The sequence below is a fragment of the Deferrisoma sp. genome (assembly GCF_054681715.1).
The window spans coordinates 1-17147 of record NZ_BAAHFQ010000066.1 but is presented as its reverse complement, the minus strand read 5'-3'; the positions used below and the strand labels follow the sequence as shown (position 1 = coordinate 17147).

At 70.8% G+C, this 17147-nt stretch carries 15 protein-coding genes; 8 read left to right on the top strand and 7 right to left on the bottom strand.

Going from position 1 to position 17147, the window contains the following annotated elements:
- Positions 1-184: 184 nt before the first annotated feature.
- The 5 genes from ACY0I8_RS10600 (at position 185) to ACY0I8_RS10580 (ending at position 4025) form a co-directional block, all read left to right on the top strand.
- Entirely contained in the window at positions 185-463 is a 279-nt protein-coding gene (locus ACY0I8_RS10600) for a hypothetical protein (RefSeq protein ID WP_461394721.1), read from the top strand.
- A gap of 92 nt (positions 464-555) precedes the next feature.
- Complete coding sequence (locus ACY0I8_RS10595; RefSeq protein WP_461394720.1) at positions 556-1395, top strand: MBL fold metallo-hydrolase; 840 nt, start codon at positions 556-558, stop codon at positions 1393-1395.
- Positions 1396-1457: 62 nt separating this feature from the next.
- Entirely contained in the window at positions 1458-2495 is a 1038-nt protein-coding gene (gene mtnA / locus ACY0I8_RS10590) for an S-methyl-5-thioribose-1-phosphate isomerase (RefSeq protein WP_461394719.1), read from the top strand.
- 50 nt (positions 2496-2545) lie between these two features.
- Positions 2546-3214: an outer membrane protein assembly factor BamD gene (locus ACY0I8_RS10585; RefSeq protein ID WP_461394718.1), complete on the top strand. Its 669-nt coding sequence runs from the start codon at positions 2546-2548 to the stop codon at positions 3212-3214.
- A 103-nt stretch (positions 3215-3317) separates the two neighbouring features.
- Positions 3318-4025 carry a tetratricopeptide repeat protein gene (locus ACY0I8_RS10580; protein WP_461394717.1) on the top strand — a complete coding sequence of 236 codons (708 nt, stop codon included), beginning with the start codon at positions 3318-3320 and terminating at the stop codon, positions 4023-4025.
- A 273-nt stretch (positions 4026-4298) separates the two neighbouring features.
- Here ACY0I8_RS10580 and ACY0I8_RS10575 read toward each other — a convergent pair whose 3' ends face one another.
- The 7 genes from ACY0I8_RS10575 to ACY0I8_RS10545 form a co-directional block, all read right to left on the bottom strand.
- Positions 4299-5834, bottom strand: a complete 1536-nt coding sequence (locus tag ACY0I8_RS10575; protein WP_461394716.1) for an Rne/Rng family ribonuclease — start codon at positions 5832-5834, stop codon at positions 4299-4301.
- A gap of 115 nt (positions 5835-5949) precedes the next feature.
- Complete coding sequence (locus ACY0I8_RS10570) at positions 5950-8454, bottom strand: TIGR03960 family B12-binding radical SAM protein (RefSeq protein ID WP_461394715.1); 2505 nt, start codon at positions 8452-8454, stop codon at positions 5950-5952.
- Between the two features lie 233 nt (positions 8455-8687).
- The gene (locus tag ACY0I8_RS10565; protein WP_461394714.1) at positions 8688-8981 is read right to left on the bottom strand and encodes a hypothetical protein; all 294 of its coding nucleotides are present in this window, start codon (positions 8979-8981) and stop codon (positions 8688-8690) included.
- 157 nt (positions 8982-9138) lie between these two features.
- Positions 9139-9729, bottom strand: coding sequence for an HD domain-containing protein (locus ACY0I8_RS10560; protein WP_461394713.1), 591 nt, complete (start codon positions 9727-9729; stop codon positions 9139-9141).
- 7 nt (positions 9730-9736) lie between these two features.
- Positions 9737-11683 carry a transketolase C-terminal domain-containing protein gene (locus ACY0I8_RS10555; protein ID WP_461394712.1) on the bottom strand — a complete coding sequence of 649 codons (1947 nt, stop codon included), beginning with the start codon at positions 11681-11683 and terminating at the stop codon, positions 9737-9739.
- A gap of 51 nt (positions 11684-11734) precedes the next feature.
- A complete protein-coding gene (locus ACY0I8_RS10550; RefSeq protein WP_461394711.1) occupies positions 11735-12070 on the bottom strand; it encodes a hypothetical protein in 336 nt (111 codons plus the stop codon).
- 75 nt (positions 12071-12145) lie between these two features.
- Positions 12146-13681: a YifB family Mg chelatase-like AAA ATPase gene (locus tag ACY0I8_RS10545; protein ID WP_461394710.1), complete on the bottom strand. Its 1536-nt coding sequence runs from the start codon at positions 13679-13681 to the stop codon at positions 12146-12148.
- A 224-nt stretch (positions 13682-13905) separates the two neighbouring features.
- Here ACY0I8_RS10545 and rsmI point away from each other — a divergent pair, with 224 nt between their 5' ends.
- The 3 genes from rsmI to ACY0I8_RS10530 all read left to right on the top strand — a co-directional run bounded on the left by rsmI (position 13906) and on the right by ACY0I8_RS10530 (position 16694).
- Positions 13906-14763 carry a 16S rRNA (cytidine(1402)-2'-O)-methyltransferase gene (rsmI, locus tag ACY0I8_RS10540; RefSeq protein WP_461394709.1) on the top strand — a complete coding sequence of 286 codons (858 nt, stop codon included), beginning with the start codon at positions 13906-13908 and terminating at the stop codon, positions 14761-14763.
- 175 nt (positions 14764-14938) lie between these two features.
- Positions 14939-15424 (top strand): cytochrome c3 family protein, encoded by a 486-nt coding sequence (locus tag ACY0I8_RS10535; protein ID WP_461394708.1) that lies wholly within the window; start codon positions 14939-14941, stop codon positions 15422-15424.
- A gap of 133 nt (positions 15425-15557) precedes the next feature.
- Positions 15558-16694: a 3'-5' exoribonuclease YhaM family protein gene (locus ACY0I8_RS10530; RefSeq protein ID WP_461394707.1), complete on the top strand. Its 1137-nt coding sequence runs from the start codon at positions 15558-15560 to the stop codon at positions 16692-16694.
- Positions 16695-17147 lie beyond the last annotated feature (453 nt).

Below are 17147 nucleotides of genomic sequence, written 5' to 3'. Positions count from 1 at the left end.
CTTGGGAATCAAGAAACCGCCAGAAGTCCTTCGGATGGGCTGAGGACCTACATACACGCCGGGAAGGCGCACTTCGAGCTAACCGCCCGAAGTGTATCGCTTTTCCGGCTTCTTTGTGACTAGGTGGTGTCAAACTCGGGCGCCGGCCCCCCACCAGTTTTTTGCCTTGGGCGACGAAATCCCGGTGGAGGCACAGGTGGGCATGATGTGCGGCTGCCCCATCAAACCCGACGGGCTATGGGATGCCAACCGGTATGCGGTGAAAGCCACGGTCGAGAGGAACGGAGAACCCGTCGCGCACCTGGACCTGGCCTATGCCGGCAGCACCAGCCGGTTCCGCACAACGTATCGGCCGGAGAAACCGGGCAACTACCGCATCGTGGTGACCGCGGCGGATCCGGCCACCAACAACTTCGGGGTGGGGGTCACGAGCTTCGTGGTGACGGCGCCGAAGAAGAAGTAGAGTCCGGCCCGGGCGATTCCGGACGGCGCGGAACCGCCCGGACGCTGTTCCCGATCGGCGATCCGGTCCGACAACCCGATGAGGAGGCAGCCGTGGCATACCGAATCCGTGTTCTGTGCGAAAACAGCGTCGCGGCCCCGTTCGGCCTGGTGGGGGAACACGGCTGGGCCGCCTGGGTCGAAACGCCCGACGGGGAGTGGCTGTTCGACACCGGCCAAGGGGTGGGCCTGGCCCGAAACGCGTCGGCGCTGCGCATCGATCTCTCTCGAGCGCGGGGGATCGCCCTGAGCCATGGGCACTACGACCACACCACGGGGCTTCCCGACGCCCTTCGGTCCCGAACCCGCCCCGTGAGCGTGTTCGCCCACCCGGATGCGTTTCTCACCCGCTATTGGGTGAAGGACGGAAACCAGCGGGAGATCGGAATCCCCTTCAAGCGCGAATTTCTCGAAAGCCTCGGCGCCCAGTTCGACGTGGCCCGGGAGTTCCGGGAGATCGGCCCCGGGGTTTTCCTCACCGGGGAGATCCCACGTGTGACGGACTTCGAACCCACGGATCCCACGATGAAGCTCCCCGACGGCCCGGGGAGGTGGCGTCAGGACCCGTTGCTGGACGATCAGGCCCTCGTGCTGGACACCCCGGAGGGGCTCGTCGTGGTCCTGGGGTGCGCCCACTCGGGCCTCGTCAACACCCTCAGGCACATCCGCTCCAGGATGCCCAACCGGCCGATCCACACCGTGGTGGGGGGTACCCACCTGGGATTCGCCCAGGACCGCCAATTCGAACAGACACTGGACCACCTGGCCGAGTTCGAGGTGAAGCGCCTGGCCGCGTCCCACTGTACGGGGCTTGGGGTGGCATCTCGGTTGGCGGCCGCCCTGGGCGAGCGGTTTTCCTTTGCCGCAGTGGGGGTCACCCTGGAAGTCGGGTAGAGGCAAACGGGCGGGCGTGGTACACTCGCCCGCCCGTTTTCCTCGTCCACCGGGGTGATCCCATGAACACGGTTCGACCGATCGAGTGGACCGGCGAGGCCCTGCGGCTTTTGGACCAGCGCCGGCTCCCCACCGAGGAGATCGTCCACACCTACGCCGACGCCGAGGCCGTGGCCCGGGCCATCGAGGACATGGTGGTGCGGGGGGCCCCGGCCATCGGGGTCACGGCGGCCTACGGCCTGGTGCTGGCGGCCCGGGCCGCCCGGGCGGAGCCGGCCGAGCGGTTCCGGGAACGGGTGGAGGCCGCGGCTGAGCGGCTCGGCCGCACCCGGCCCACGGCCGTGAACCTGTTCTGGGCCCTGGACCGGATGGGGGGGGTGCTGGAACGCACATGGGCCGACCCGGCGCACTCCGCCAACGCCCTGGAGGCCGAGGCCCGGGCCATCGAGGCCGAGGACCTCGAGGCCTGCCGGGCCATGGGCCGGCTGGGGGCCGAACTCCTCCCCGACCCCTGCACCGTGCTCACCCACTGCAACGCCGGGGCCCTGGCCACGGCCGGGTACGGCACGGCCCTCGGGGTGATCCGGGCCGCGGCCGAGGCCGGCAAGCGGGTCCAGGTGCTCGCCGACGAGACCCGGCCGTTCCTCCAGGGGGCCCGGCTCACCGCCTGGGAGCTCCACCAGGACGGGATCCCGGTGACCCTGATCACCGACAACATGGCCGGGTACCGGATGAAGCTCGGCGGGGTGGACGCCGTGGTGGTGGGGGCCGACCGGATCACGGCCACGGGCGACGTGGCCAACAAGATCGGCACCTATTCCCTGGCCGTTCTGGCCCGGGAGCACGGGATCCCGTTCTACGTGGCGGCCCCCCTGTCCACCATCGACTTCTCCCTCGCCTCGGGCGACGAGATCCCGATCGAGGAGCGCGACCCCTCCGAGGTCACCCACTGCGGCGGCGCCCGGATCGCCCCCGAGGGGGTGGGGGTGTGGAACCCCGCCTTCGACGTCACGCCGGCCGGGCTCGTCACCGCCATCGTCACCGAGCGGGGGGTGGCCCGCCCCCCCTACGAGACCTCGCTCGCGGCCCTGCGGCGTTGACGCGCCGGGGCTTTGCCGGTAGGGTTTTTCGCCAACCACGGAGGCACGCCTTGTCCCGACCCCTGCGGTTTCTCCTTTGTCTGGCCGTCGCCGGGTTCCTCGCCGGGTGCTGGGGCGCCCAGCGCCTGGAGGACCTCTCCCCGGCCGAGCTCTACACCCGGGCCCAGGAGGCCGTGGAGAAGTACCGGTACGAGGAGGCCCAAGAGCTCATCGACCGGATCCGGGACGATCACCCCTTCTCCAAGTTCGCCACCGAGGCCGAGCTCCTCGAGGCCGACATGCTCTACCGGCAGGAGAAGTATGAGGAGGCGGCCGCGGCCTACCGGGGCTTCGAGGAGCTCCACCCCACCCACCCCAAGGTCCCCTACGCCCTCTTCCGCCGGGGCATGAGCTACTACGAAATCAGCGAGCCCCCCGACAAGGACCAGACCCCGACCCACAGAGCGCTTGAGGCGTTCCAGAAGCTCCTCTACGCCCACCCCAAGAGCGAATACGCGGCCGAGGCCCAGGAGAAGGTGCGGGAACTCCGGGAGCGCCTGGCCGCCCACGAGATGTACGTGGCCCGGTTCTACCTGCGCAAAAAGCGCTACGCCGCCGCCCTGGAGCGGCTCCAGGGGCTGGTGCAGGCCTACCCGGAGTCGCCCCTCCGGGACGAGGCCCTCCAACTGGCGCTCCAGATCCAACCCGAGGCGGAGCGCGAACGGGCCGAGGCCGAGTAGTCACCCGGGGACCAGGGGGGCGCGCGCAACCCGTCTCGGGGGGACGCACGCGCCCCGTGGAGGGGGTCCCCGGCGGCCCGCCATACCGAAGGGAGGTGTTCGCGTGGACTCGGCGATCGTGGAACTCACCCACCTGGGCCGCGAGGCCTTCGCGGACGGCCGGTACGACGAGGCCGAGCGGTATCTCCGAAAGCTCCTCGGCATGGGGTGCCGGTTCGCCGACATCTTCAACATGCTGGGCGCCATCGCGTTCAGCAAGGGCGACCGGGAGGGGGCCGTGGACCTGTTCCGGGAGGCCCTCGACATCAACCCCCACTACACCGAGGCGCTCCTGAACCTGGCCGTGGTGTTGAACGAACTGGGGCGCTACGACGAGGCGGCCGACGCGTTCCAGAAGGCCCGGCGGGCCTCCCGGGTGGACCAGGGCACGGTGGACCCCTACATCAAGGGCCGGCTCGCCAACCTCCACGCCGACATCGCCGAGATCTACCACAGCCTGGGCATGCTGGCCGAGGCCGAGGCCGAGTACCGCAAGGCCCTGAACCTGGGGCCCACGTTCCCCGATCTGCGCACCCGGGTGGGCGTGCTCTACCGGGACATGGGCCGGTACGAGGAGGCCATCGCGGAGTTCGAGCGGGTCAAGCGGGAGCACCCCCACTACACCGAGGCCGGCATCCAGCTCGGCATCACCCACTACAGCCGCGGGGACGTGGAGCTGGCGGTGGAGGAGTGGAACCGGGTCCTGGAGCAATCGCCCGAAAACCCCAAGGCCCTCATGTACCTGCGGCTCGCCGAGCGGGAGCAGGTGTGAGGGAGGCTTGAGAAGCTGGGAGACGGCTGGAAAGCTAGGAAGCTGGTAGGCTGGGAGGCAAGAGGGCCGAAGATCCGAACATATTTGCCCGCCCCACCCGGAAGGAGGGGCGCCATGGCGACGACGGGCTCTCTGTTGCGGGCCTGTGGCCCGGATCGCGGCGTGGACGCCGCTCCTACAGGGTCCCCGAACCGGCCGTTCCTTCCGGCCGCCCATCCCGGCGGAACCCGCCCAGCCGCCCAGCCGCCTCGCCGCCCCGCCGCCCCGCCCGCATTACCCCTTTCCGTCGGCGATGCGAAACTCCTCCTGGTGGAGCCCCGGGCGGGCTTTGAGCACGATCTGTTTCCCCAGCGTCTTTTCCAGCGCCTCGAGCCCGGTGCGCTCCTCGTCGTAGAGGTAGTGCACCACCTCGGGGTGGGCCTCCACCACGATGGTGTCCGACACGATGTGGTGGCGCCGGCGGCGGATCTCCCGGAACACGTCGTAGGCCACCGTGGCCCGGCTTCGCACGTACCCCTTCCCCTCGCAGTAGGGGCACGGCTCGCAGAGCATCCGGCCCAGGTCCTCGTGGACCCGCTTGCGGGTCATCTCCACGAGCCCCAGGCTCGAGATCTCCAGGAGATTCGTCTTCGCCCGGTCCTTCTTGAGCTCGGCCTCCAGGGTCTCGAACACCTTCCGGCGGTTCTCCTCGACCTCCATGTCGATGAAATCGATGATGATGATCCCGCCGATGTTCCGGAGCCGGAGCTGGTAGGCGATCTCCCGGGCGGCCTCGAGGTTCGTCTTGAGGATCGTCTCCTCGAGGTTTCGCTTGCCCACGTAGGAGCCGGTGTTCACGTCGATGGCCGTGAGGGCCTCGGTGCGCTCGATCACGATGTAGCCCCCGCTCTTGAGCCACACCCGCCGCTCCAGGGCCTTCGAGATCTCGATCTCGATGTCGTAGAAGTTGAAGATCGGCTCGGGCCGGTTGTAGAGCTCCACCAGGGGCCGGGCCTTGGGCACGTAGGTGGTGACGAAGTCGAGGATCTTCTTGTACTCCTCGGCCGAGTCCACCACGATCCGCTTGACCTCGGGGGTGTAGAGGTCGCGGATGGCCCGGAACGAGATGTCGAGGTCGCAGTGGAGGAGGTTGGGGGCCGAGACCCGGGCGGAGCGCTCCACGATGTCGTTCCACAGCCGGGTCAGGAACTCCATCTCGGGCCGGATCTCGTCCTCGGTGCAGCCCTCGGCCGCGGTGCGCACGATGAACCCGCCGGGGCCGGTGCGAAGCCCCGTCACCACCTCCCGCAGCCGGGCCCGCTCCGTGTCGTCGGTGATCCGGCGCGACACCCCCACGTGGCTCACGTGGGGCAGATACACCACGTGCCGGCCCGGAAGGCTCACGTACTGGGTGATCCGGGCCCCCTTGCGGCCCAGGGGCTCCTTGGCCACCTGCACCAGGATCTCCTGGCCCTCGTGGAGAAGGTCCTCGATGGGGGCCGCCGGTTTGGAGGGCCGGAGCGGCACGTCGTCGGCGTCCTCCTCCAACCCGAACAGCTCCTCGTACTCCCGCTGGTCGGAATAGACGTCTGAGACGTACAGGAACGCGGCCTTCTCGAGCCCGATGTCCACGAAGGCCGCCTGCATACCCGGCAGCACCCGGACCACCCGGCCCTTGTAGATATTCCCCACGACCCGGCGGTCCTTCACGTGCTCGATGTAGAGCTCCGTGAGGACCTTGTTCTCCAGGAGCGCCACCCGGGTGTCCTGGGGGGTCGCGTTGATCACGATCTCCTTGGAGACGCTGGGCGCGGCTTCGGTGTCGGCCATGGTCGGCTCCGCTGTGTCGGCTGGGAAGCTGGAAAGCTAGAAAGCTGGGAGGCTGGGAAGCTGGGAGGCCGGGATCCCCGGTCCCCTCCGTGTCCTCCGTGGTCCCCCCGATTCGTCACAAGAGGCGCATCCGTACCTTCACGATGCGGTCGCAGGCCCGCACGCCGTCGGGCAACCCGGCCAGGGTGTGCAGGAGGTCCTCCGGGGTCACGGCGGTGCCGCTCGCGTCGCGGCGGATCCGCACGAACACCCGGCCGCCGTCGGCCCAAAGCCCCTCCACGAACCGCCGGGCGTCCAACACCCGGTCGGCCTTGTTCTTCCGGTGCTTCACCACCGGGAACTCGGCCGCGGCCCAGAACCCTTCGATCCGCGCCGGCCACCCCCCTTCGTCCCGAACCGCCGCGTCGGCCTCGGCCGAGGGCACGACCTCGTACTCCTCCCGGGTGTTCCCGCCCGTGAGCCCCTTGGCGTCGGGGGCCAGCACCCACAGGGCGTCCACCCGCAGCCCCTCGGGCAGGTGGGCGTTCAGCCGCTCCTGGGCCTCGGCCAGGGGCGGCACGGTCCAGACCTTGACGTCGGCCAGTTCCGCCCGGCTCTCCGTGCCGAGGGGCAGGGCCGGCCCGAGCACCAGTCGGGGCTGGGGATGGAACCCTCGGGAGTACACCAGGTCCACGCCGGCGGCCCGCAGGCCCCGGTGGAGCGCGGCCACGGTCTCCAGGTGGGCCAGGAACGACGCCGGCCCCATCTTCTCGAACCGGAACCGGATGCGGGGCACCTGGGAGAGGTCCTCGGGCTCCTCCGGCCGTTCCACCGGGGGCGGGACCTCGGCCGGCGGGCTCTTCCGGGGCTTCACCGCCTCGAAATCGCACAACCCGCACCCCTGGCACGCGCCGTCCCGGCAGTCGGGGGTCGGCTCGGCCCGCAGGGCCCGCTGCCACTCGGCCCGCAGGAACGCCGGGTCCACCCCCAGATCCACCACGTCCCAGGGCTCGGGCGCGTCGGGGTCGCGCCCGGCCAGGAACCCCTCGGGATCCAGGCCGGCCTCGGCGAACGCCTCCCCCCACAGGTCCCACCGGAACTCGCCGGTCCAGGCGTCCATGCGGCAGCCCTTGCGGTAGGCCGCCTCGATCACGTCGGCGAGCCGCCGGTCCCCCCGGGCGATCACCCCTTCGAGCAGGCTCATCCGGGCGTCGTGCCAGCGCAGGTCCACGTTGCCCCGGCGCAGGCGCTCCTTGAAAAACGCCTGGATCTCCTCGGTCTCGGCGATCCCGATCTGCCGGGCCCACTGGAACGGCGTGTGGGGCTTGGGCACGAAGGTGGAGATGCTCACCCCGATCCGGCCCCGGCCCTTGGGCGCCGCCTGGGCCACCCGCCGCACCAACTCCACGATGGCCTCCCGGTCCCCGGGGGTCTCGGTGGGAAGCCCGATCATGAAGTAGAGCTTCAGGCCCTTCCAACCGGCCGCGAACACCTTGTGCACCGCGCCGAAGATCTCGGCCTCGGTGATGTTCTTGTTGACGACCCGGCGTAGCCGCTCGCTCCCCGCCTCGGGGGCCAGGGTGAACCCGGTCTTCCGCACCCGCCGGATCTCCTCGAGCACCCGGCCGTCCAGGCTGTCGACCCGCAGGCTCGGCAGGCTCACGGCCGTGCGCCTCGGGGCGTGCTCGGCCATGAGCCGCACCAGCAGGGGGCCGATGGCCGAGTAGTCGCCGGTGGAGAGCGACAGGAGCCCCACCTCGTCGTACCCGGATTCCGCCAGGCCCCGCCGCACCCCGTCGAGCACCTGCTCCGCCGGCCGCTCCCGCACAGGCCGGTAGTAGAACCCGGCTTGGCAGAACCGGCACCCCCGGGTGCAACCCCGGCACACCTCCACGGAGAGCCGGTCGTGCACGGTGCCGATGAAGGGCACCAGGGGCCGGTCCGGCGGCGGCACGGCGGCGAGATCCGGAAGCACCCGCCGCCGCACCCGCACCGGGGGCTCGAACCCGGCGAACCGGCCGGCCTCGAACCGGGGCCGGGTGCGCGCGGGCACGTACACCCCCTCCACCCGTCCCAGGGCCTCGAGCCGGGCCGCCCGGTCGGGCCCGGCGGCCTCCAGGGCCTGGGCCATCTCCACCACGGCCTCCTCCCCGTCGCCCACGAACACGGCGTCGAAGAACGGGGCGAAGGGCTCCGGATTGGCCGCCACCGGCCCCCCGGCCACCACGAGCGGGTCTCCCTGGGTCCGGTCGGCCGCCCGCAGGGGGATCCCGCCGAGTTCGAGCATGAGGAGGACGTTGGTGATCGAGAGCTCGTAGGGCAGGGTGAACCCCACGAGGTCGAACTCCCGAAGGGGCCGGCCCGACTCCCGGGTCACCAGGGGCCAACCCCGCCGGCGCAGGAGGGCCTCCATGTCCTTCCACGGGGCGTAGGCCCGCTCGGCCAGCACCCCCTCGGCGGCGTTGAGGGCGTGGTAGAGCACCGGCAGGCCCGCGTGGCTCATGCCGATCTCGTAGACATCGGGGAAGCAAAGGGCCACCCGTACCCGGGCCGCGGCCCAGTTCTGGACCACGGCCCCGACCTCCAGGCCCTCGTACCGGCCCGGCTTTTCCACCTCGAGCAGTGCGCGTCCGTATCGCATGGGGTCCTTTGCGTCGTGGTCTCCGGTCACCGGTCGCCGGGCCCCGGACGTGGGTATGGCTCCGGCGGCTAAATAGGCACGGTCCGGGGCATGGGGCCTCCTGGAGCGCCGGGCGTGGCTCCTACAGTAGCCGGATGCTGCACTCACGCACGGCCGGAAGTAGGCCCCATGCCCTGGCGACTCCCTTGCGCGCCTCTATTGGCGCGGGGTTAATATCCCCGGCACCGGGGCCGTCAATGCACCCGACCCTGGGTGCCTTGCGGTTCCCCCGCGGCCCTGAGGCCCAGGGGATCGTCGAGGAACGAGGCCTTGCACGTCGGGCACAGGAGGAATCCCTGGGACTGGTACACGTCCTTTCCCGCCTCTGGGGAATCCGCCGCGTCGATGGCCCGCATGAACGCCTCCAGGTCCTCCATCTCCCCCTGGTCGGGCAGCACGCCGTCAAAATCGGCCGTGACGTGGATCGTCACCAGGTATTTGAGGCTGCCCGCCGGCAGATCCACACCGCACCGGTCGCATCGGGCCATGGCCGCGCCTCCACAAAACGAAACCGCAAGGGGGTGGATTCAAACACACCCGGCCGCGGCCCCACAACCCGCGGGGACGCGGGGCCGGCGCGCGGGGACGCGTGTGCGGGAATCCTGGGCAGGATCGGGGTGGTTCCGGGGCCCTTTGCCGGGGGGCTCAGCCCTCGGGGTCCGAACCCCGGACCGCAAGGGTCAGGTCGTCGGGGGTGAACGGCAGGGAGCGGAACAGCTTTTCCTCGAGGCACCGGGTGCGGTCCCAGTTGGCCCGGATCCGGGCCTCGGCCTCGGCGTTTCCCTTGGCGTAGCGGTGGATCAGGTCCTCGAACCGCTCGGCCAGGCTCACCACCTCCTCGTGGCGGACCCGCTTGTCGCTGTAGTTGAGGACCTCGGCCTCCCCGACCGGGCCTTCGGGGTCGAAGGAGGCGAGTTCCACGTGCTGGCCGACCAGGTCGGCCACGGCCTCGTACCCGGCCTCCCGGAGGATCTCCGCGCCCTCCCTCGCGTGGTCCTGGAGCGACCCGAAGCACCGGGCCTTGGCCACGTCGTGGAGCACGGCCGCCGCGTCGAGCAACGCGAGGTCGAGGGATTCCTCCCCGAACCGCCGCAGCCACCCGCCGAGAACCCGGGCCACCCGGGCCACCTGCCGGCTGTGGCGCCGGATGTGGGGCGGCACCCCCCAGTCGTCGAGCAACCGCTCCTGTTCCGCCGGCGTCGGAACCGGGGGGCACCCGTCGCGCGAAGCCTCCATGCCGCCCCTACCTCTTGAGGAACTTGGCGGCCCGGGCCACCAGGGCGCCCGCGTCGAGCCCCAACCGCCGGCGGGCCTCGCCGGCCTCGCCGGCCATGCCCACTCCCTCCACGCCCACGGCCAGGAGCCGGCACGAGATGCCCCGGGTCGCGATCACGTCGGCCACACGGGCCCCGAGGCCGGTGCGCACGTTGTGGTCCTCGTAGGTGATGACCCGGCCCTTGCGCAGGTGCTGCAGGAGCTCCGGATCCTCCACCTCCAACAGGGCGCCCGGCGACGGCACGTGGAGCACGGCCGGTTCCATGCCCCGCTCCTTCAAGGCCTCCCACGCTTCGATCGCGTCCAACACCAGGGGTCCCGTGGTCAGGATGACGCCCGAATCTCCGGGCCGAATCACGTCGACCCGGCCGTACTCGAAGGTGTAGCCGCAACCGAACAGGGGCTTTCCGTCGGCGTCGAGCACCACCGGGGTCGGCCGGTCCCAGACGCCCACGACCCAGTTGCCGGGCTCGGCGAACACGGCCCGGGCCACCCGGTCGAGCTGGTTTACGTCGGCCGGGAACACCAGGCGCCATCCCGGCAGGTTCTCCACCAGGCTCACGTAGTCGAGGCAAAGCCCGGCCCGGCCGCGGCGGCCGCCGTCGAGCCCCAGCCCCCCCGCGAACAGCTTGACGTGGGTGCGGTTGATCCCGTCGAGCCGCAGGCTCTGGAACGCCCCCTCCAGGGCGTCGGTGCCCCGGGCGAGCCACACCGGCACCCCGCCCGAGAGGCTGAACGCCCCCAGGGACAGGGCGACCGTGTCGTGCTGCCCGCGCACCTCGAAGAACCGGTCCTTGGGCTTCGGCAGGCTCACCACCCCCCGGCCGACGGCCACCATTCCCTCGAACAGGACGACCGGCCCGGCGGTGTCGGAGGCGGCCTGGGCCTCCACCACGTCGTGGAGCACGGCGGCCAGCGCCTCGTTCCCGGAGACCTTCTCGCCGGCCCCGTACTCCCGGCCCCCCTCCGGGAGTTCCAAAACCGGCGCGTCCTCGGGCTCGTCCTCGGTGCTCAGATCGAACTCTCCGAACGCCGTGCGGTATTCCCGTTCCTCCTCCAGGGCCGGCTCCAGGCGGAGTTCCCGCATGGCCTCCTGGTACTCGTCCTCCGAGAACCGCACCTCGTGGTATTTGGGATCGTTCTCCATGAACGAGACCCCGTATCCCGAGGTGGTCCGGGCCACCACGAGCACCGGGGCGCTCTGGATCTGGATGGCCCGGCGGATGGCCCGGTAGATGTCATCGGGGTCGTGGCCGTTCACCTCGATCACGTCCCAGCCGTCGGCGATGTACTCGTACTTGATGCTCTGGAGGTACGCCTCGGCCGCCTTCCCGGTGGCCACCACGCCGTTGGCGTCCATGAGCGCCGTGATCTGGTTCAGGCGGTTGCGCTTGGCGAACCGGCGGGCCTCGGCGACGATGCCCCGCTGCTGCTCGCCGTCGCTCATGACCACGAACACCTGGTTCTTGGCCCCGGCCACCCGGCCGGCCAGGGCAAACCCGCACGCGGCCGCCAACCCCGCGCCGGGCACCCCGCCGGTCCACTCCACCCCCGGGATCGCCCGGTTGGGAGCCCCTTCGAACACACTGCCGGCCTTGGCGAACAGGCTCACCGCATCGTCCCGGTCGACGAAGTCGAACCGGCCCAGGGTCGCATAGAGAGCCGCCGTGAGGTGGGGGGGGCTCAGCACGATCCGGTCCCGCTTGGGGTCGTCGGGATCGCTGGGGCGCACGTTGGCGGCGGCATAGAGGGTGACCAGGGTCTCGGCGCACGACAGGCATCCGGCCGGATGCCCCTCACCGACCACCCGGATCATTTTGAGCACGTCGCCGCGCACCTGGCGGGCCACCTCCCGCAGGTTGCGCACCTGCTCCGCGGTCAGTTCCTCCTGCTTGAACCCCTTCGGCAACTGCATCCGCAACTCCTTGCCCCTCGGAACCGTGACAGACGCCCCCCGCACTCCGGCTCAGTCCTCGTCCTCGTCCAGGTCCTCCTCGTCCTCGTCCAGGTCCTCCTCGTCGTCCTCCTCCTCGAACGACTCGTAGGCCTTCCGGGCCACGGGGGTCCGAAGCAGTTTCGCCAACTCGGACAGGATCACCTGGACCGGGTTGTCGACGTCCTCGAGCTCGTCGGCCTCCACGTACTCGGCCAGCTCCTCGGCGGCCTCGGCCCGGAGTTCCTCGTCGAATAGGTCTTCCCAGGAGAACTCCATGTCCTCCACGGGCTCGCCGTCGCAGTAGAACACCACCCCGTCCTCGTCGTAGACCGCTTCCAGGCTCGACAGAATCTTCCGTTTCGGCATGGCTCCTCCTTCGCCGCCTCCGGGACGAGAGAAAGACGCGGGAACATAGCATCGCGCCCCCCGGCTGACAAGGCCTCAGGCCCGGGAGAGCGTCTCGCGCACGGTCGTTCGGAACTGCAGGGCCTCCAGCACGTGCTCCCGGAGCACCTCCTCGACCCCCGCCAGATCGGCGATGGTGCGGGCCACCTTGAGGGCCCGGGTGTACGCCCGGGCCGAGAGCCCCAGGTGCTCCACCGCGTGCCGGAGAATCCGGTCGGCGTCGGCCGCCGGCGTGGCCCACCGGCGCACCGCCCGGCTCGACATGGCGGCGTTCGAGCGGATCGCGGTGCCGCGGAACCGCTCCTCCTGGCGCCGGCGGGCGGCCTCCACCCGCGCCCGGATCTCCGCCGACGACTCCCCCGGCGGGCCCGTGTGGAGCTCCCGAAACGGCACGGCCGGCACATCCACCTGCAGGTCGAACCGATCGAGGAGCGGCCCGCTCACCCGGGTGCGGTACTTTCGGAGCGCCGCCGGAGAGCAGGCGCACGCGTGGTACGGGTCGCCCCAGTACCCGCAGGGGCAGGGGTTCATCGCCGCCACCAGCGTGAACCGGGCCGGGAACGTGAGCGAGGTGGTCGCCCGGGCGATCGTGACCTCCCCGTCCTCCAGGGGCTGGCGCAGCACCTCGAGCACGTTTCGCTTGAACTCCGGGAGTTCGTCGAGAAACAGCACGCCGTTGTGGGCCAGGCTGATCTCGCCGCACCGGGGCACCGTGCCGCCGCCGATCAGGCCCGCGTCGGAAATCGTGTGGTGGGGCGCCCGGAACGGTCGCCGGACCACGAGCGGGCTCGCCCCGTCCCGGATGCCCATGGCGCTGTAGATCCGGCTCGTCTCCAGGCACTCCTCCCAGGTCATGGGCGGCAGGATCGTGGGAAGCCGCCGGGCCAGCATGGTCTTGCCCGAACCCGGGGGACCCACCAGGAGCACGTTGTGGCCCCCGGCCGCCGCGATCTCCAGGGCCCGCTTCGCGTGGGCCTGCCCCCGGACCTCGGCGTAGTCCACCTCGTGGGTCTCTCGCGCGGCCAGGAGCTGGGCGAGGTCGGCCTTGACCGTCTCCAGGCCCCCGCCCCGAAGCCCCTCCACCAACTGGCCCAGGGAGTCCACCGGATGCACCGTGAGTCCCCCCACCACGGCGGCCTCCTCGGCGTTCTCCCGGGGCACGCACAGCGCCGCGAACCCGAGCCGGCGCGACTCCAGGGCGATGGGGAGGACCCCCCGGACCGGGCGCACCCCGCCATCGAGGGCCAACTCCCCCAGAAACCCCATCCCTTCCGGGATCGGGACCGCCAAGTCGGGGTCGGCGGCCAGGACCGCTAGGGCAACCGGCAGGTCGAACCCGGCGCCCTCCTTCTTCACGTCGGCCGGTGCCAGGTTCACGGTGATCCGGTGGGGCGGAAACCGGTACCCGGCGTTTCGGATGGCCGACTTCACCCGGTCGCGGCTCTCCTTGACCGCCCCATCCGGCAACCCCACCACGGTGAACGATGGGAGCCCGTGGGCCACATCCACCTCCACGTCCACCGGAAAGGCCTCGACCCCGAGCACCGCGGCCGACCGCACCCGCGCGAGCATCCTCCCACCTCAACCCGGCCCATCGGCCGGCGAACCCAACCGCGCTCCTTTCCTCATCGCCCCGCTCCCCCGCCCGCGGCCCCACCCCCCGGCGTCGGGCCCGGCCGGCGCGTCCCCGTGCCCGGCAACGTACCCAACGGCCACGGGCGCCGCAAGGGCCTTTTCCCGGCGCGCCCGGACGGGTAGAGTGCCGGCGGAACCTCCCCCCAGAGCGGTGCCGGACCATGACACCCCAGAAGAAGGGCCGACTGTTCGTCGTCGCCGTGCCCCTCGGGAATCCCGACGACATCACCCTGAGGGCGCTTCGCGTCCTGGCCGAAGCGGACCTCGTGGCGGCCGAGGACACCCGCACCGCGGCGCGGCTCCTCGCCCGCCACGGGATCGGCGTGCCCCTCGTGTCGTACCACGACTGGAACGAGGAGGCCCGGGCCCGGCAACTCCTAGAGCGCCTGGAGCGGGGCGAAACGATCGCGTTGGTGTCGGAGGCCGGCACCCCCGGGATCAGCGACCCCGGGTTCGACCTGGTGCGTCTGGCCCGCACGGCCGGCCACCGGGTGGTGCCCGTGCCGGGTCCGAGCGCGGTGGCCGCCTTCCTGAGCGCCTCGGGACTGCCCACCCACGCGTTTTCCTTTTTCGGGTTCCCTCCCAAACGGCGGACCGCCCGCCGCAGGCTCTTCGCGGACCTCGCCGACCGCACCGAAACCCTGGTGTTTTACGAATCGCCCCACCGGGCGGTGGCCAGCCTCGAGGACGCCCTGGAGGCGTTCGGCGACCGCGAGGCCGCCCTGGCCCGGGAGATGACCAAGCCCTACGAGGAGTTCCTCTTCGGCGCCCTGTCCGAGATCCTCGCCGAACTGCGGGGCCGGGACCGGGTGCGGGGGGAGGTCTGCTGGGGGGTGCGCGGAAGGGATCCCAGGGAACCCGCCGGCGAGCCCCTCGACCTCGACTCCGCGCTCTCCCGGGTGGAGTCCCTGGGGCTCCCGCCCCGCCAGGCGGCCAAGGAACTCGCAAAGCTGGCCGGGATCCCCACCGACGAGGCATACCAACTGCTCGCGGCCCGGCGAAAGGCCGGGTCCCCGTGAGGCGCCGTGGCGTCGGCCCGGGGTCCGACGGATTCCCCGTTTTCCGGCTTGACACCCCGGGAACCGATCGGGTAGCGTACCGGCGCCCGGCACGGGGAGGGGCCGGGCGAGGGGTTCCCGCTTGTTCCACTTTTCTTTTGGCCGACGCGATTCCCACCCCAAAGGAGGAGGAGCCATGAGGAAGCTGTTCGCCGCCGCCGTCGTTCTCGGTCTGGCCGCCCCGGCCGCCTGGGCCTATGGCCCCCACGACCCCAACTGCGTGGAGTGCCACTCCATCCACTACGCGAAGGGCAAGGCCATCCTCGCCGTGGCGCCCAACACCAAGGAAAAGAACCCGGCCACCGGCAAGGGCGCCGAGGACGACGCCGCCCTGTGCCTGGGCTGCCACAACGAGGACGAGGGCATCGTGCCCATCCACCTCGCCCAGACCCATCCCGTGGGCATGAAGCCCAACAAGGTGAAGGTGCCCGCCGAACTCCTGCGTAAGGACGGCACCCTGGGCTGCACGAGTTGCCACGATCCGCACCCGTCGAACCCCAACTACAAGTACCTGCGGGGCACGGTGGCCAAGGGCAGCGAGCTCGGCAAGTTCTGCGCCATCTGCCACGGCGACAAGGCCGACATGGGCGCGTTCGCCAAGGCCCCGGCGAAGAAGAAGTAGCGCCACCGAGATCAGGCACCCAAAGGAGGGCTTCGGCCCTCCTTTTTTCATCCTTGGGCACGGGTTTGCCTGGGGCCGCCCGCCCCGGTACTCTTGTGGTTTCGCCGCCCCCCCTTTTTGACGGAGGACCCCCTTGGCCCAGAAGCGCCGGACCGTACGATCCCTCAAGCAGCACCGGGGCTCTGAGGCGGAGTTCGTGGACCTGTTTCGGCTGGGCGCCCTGTCGAGCGCGGTCAGCTCCCGGGGCGATCGCTACCTCCGGCTCACCCTGGAGGACCGCACGGGCTCCATCGAGGCCTTCGTGTGGCAGGACGTGGAGCTGTACGAGGGAGCGGCGGCCCCCGGGGACATCGTGGAGGTCCGGGCCCGGCTCCGGACCCACCGGGACCGGCCCCAGCTCCACGTGGCCTGGCTCCGGCGGCTCGACGAGGCGGAACTCCAGGAGCTCGACCTCTCGGAGCTACGTCCCGGTCTCGACCGGGACGCCCTGGACGCCTGCTGGAAGCGGGTGGAAGGAGCCCTCGGGGAGATCGCCGACCCCAACCTCCGGCGGCTTGTGGCGAGCTATCTCGAAGAGCCGGGGTTCCGGGAGACCTTCGAGGAGGCCCGCGCCGCGAAATCCATGCACCACGCCTACGCCGGGGGGCTCCTGGAGCACACGGCCACCCTCCTCGATCTCGCCCGGGCGGTTGCTACCGTGTACGGCGACCGCCTGAACCGGGATCTCCTGCTCACGGGGGCGTTCCTTCACGACGTGGCCAAGATCCGGGAGTTCGAGGACGTGACCGGCGAATACACCAACGCCGGCCGGCTCGTGGGACACATCGCCCTCGGGGTGACCGAGATCGACCGCCGCACCCGGGAGCTCCCGGGGTTCCCCGAGGACCTGAAACTCCACCTCATGCACCTCGTGCTCGCCCACCACGAGCGGGCCGAGTGGGGCTCGCCCGTGAAGCCCCAGACCCTCGAGGCCCTGGTGCTCCACCACCTGGACCTCCTGGACGCCCGGGTCGGGGGAGCGGCCGCCTGGATCGAGCAGGAAGGCGTGGCCCCCGGCCAGTGGACCGGGTTCTGGCGGGGCGGGGAGACCCAACTCCAGCGCACCCCCGCCTTCGAGACCCCCGAGGAGGAGGTCCCGCCGTTCCAGGACATCGAGGCCCATTTCCTCCGGGAGGAAGCCGCGCCGGAGTCGGAGGCTGCGCGGGAGCCGGAGGCCGAGGAATCCCCCCCCAAGCCGGCCAAACCGGCCCGGCAGCCGACCCTGTTTTAGCCCGCGGCTGGGCCGCCCGATTCCCACCGGGTCGCCTTCCGGTATTCCGCAGGCCGGCCGGGAGGCCTCTCCAGGGGCCTGCTGGCGGGCCGGGCGCGGCGCCCGGCATTCCGCCAGCATCCAGGTCTCGGCCGGCGGCCAGGGGTCACAGCGCCGCCGGGGCGATCGCCTCCCAGCATCCTAATTCTACTTTGTCAGATTCGGCAGAGCCTTGGCAAAGTGCAGGTTCGGCAGTATAGTGGTTCCGGATGTCGCTGTAACACGTTGAAATGAAAGGAGGATCAGAATGATTACCAAATTGGAACTGACGAGGTAATAATTCTTCTAATTTAGCCAGCTCCCCTCACCCTCTCGCGGAGTTGGGAGACGACCTGGATCGGTTCACGGTACGCTACCGATCCCATTTCACCTCTCGTACCCGCTCCTGCGAGAAGGCCGCCCAGGCGTACTTTG

Excerpts from the sequence above, each read along its gene's own strand:
- mtnA (WP_461394719.1), top strand. The coding sequence starts at position 1,458 with ATGAACACGGTTCGACCGATCGAGTGGACCGGCGAGGCCCTGCGGCTT.
- ACY0I8_RS10575 (WP_461394716.1), bottom strand. The coding sequence starts at position 5,834 with ATGGCCGACACCGAAGCCGCGCCCAGCGTCTCCAAGGAGATCGTGATC.
- ACY0I8_RS10570 (WP_461394715.1), bottom strand. The coding sequence starts at position 8,454 with ATGCGATACGGACGCGCACTGCTCGAGGTGGAAAAGCCGGGCCGGTAC.
- ACY0I8_RS10565 (WP_461394714.1), bottom strand. The coding sequence starts at position 8,981 with ATGGCCCGATGCGACCGGTGCGGTGTGGATCTGCCGGCGGGCAGCCTC.
- ACY0I8_RS10560 (WP_461394713.1), bottom strand. The coding sequence starts at position 9,729 with ATGGAGGCTTCGCGCGACGGGTGCCCCCCGGTTCCGACGCCGGCGGAA.
- ACY0I8_RS10555 (WP_461394712.1), bottom strand. The coding sequence starts at position 11,683 with ATGCAGTTGCCGAAGGGGTTCAAGCAGGAGGAACTGACCGCGGAGCAG.
- ACY0I8_RS10550 (WP_461394711.1), bottom strand. The coding sequence starts at position 12,070 with ATGCCGAAACGGAAGATTCTGTCGAGCCTGGAAGCGGTCTACGACGAG.
- ACY0I8_RS10545 (WP_461394710.1), bottom strand. The coding sequence starts at position 13,681 with ATGCTCGCGCGGGTGCGGTCGGCCGCGGTGCTCGGGGTCGAGGCCTTT.
- rsmI (WP_461394709.1), top strand. The coding sequence starts at position 13,906 with ATGACACCCCAGAAGAAGGGCCGACTGTTCGTCGTCGCCGTGCCCCTC.
- ACY0I8_RS10535 (WP_461394708.1), top strand. The coding sequence starts at position 14,939 with ATGAGGAAGCTGTTCGCCGCCGCCGTCGTTCTCGGTCTGGCCGCCCCG.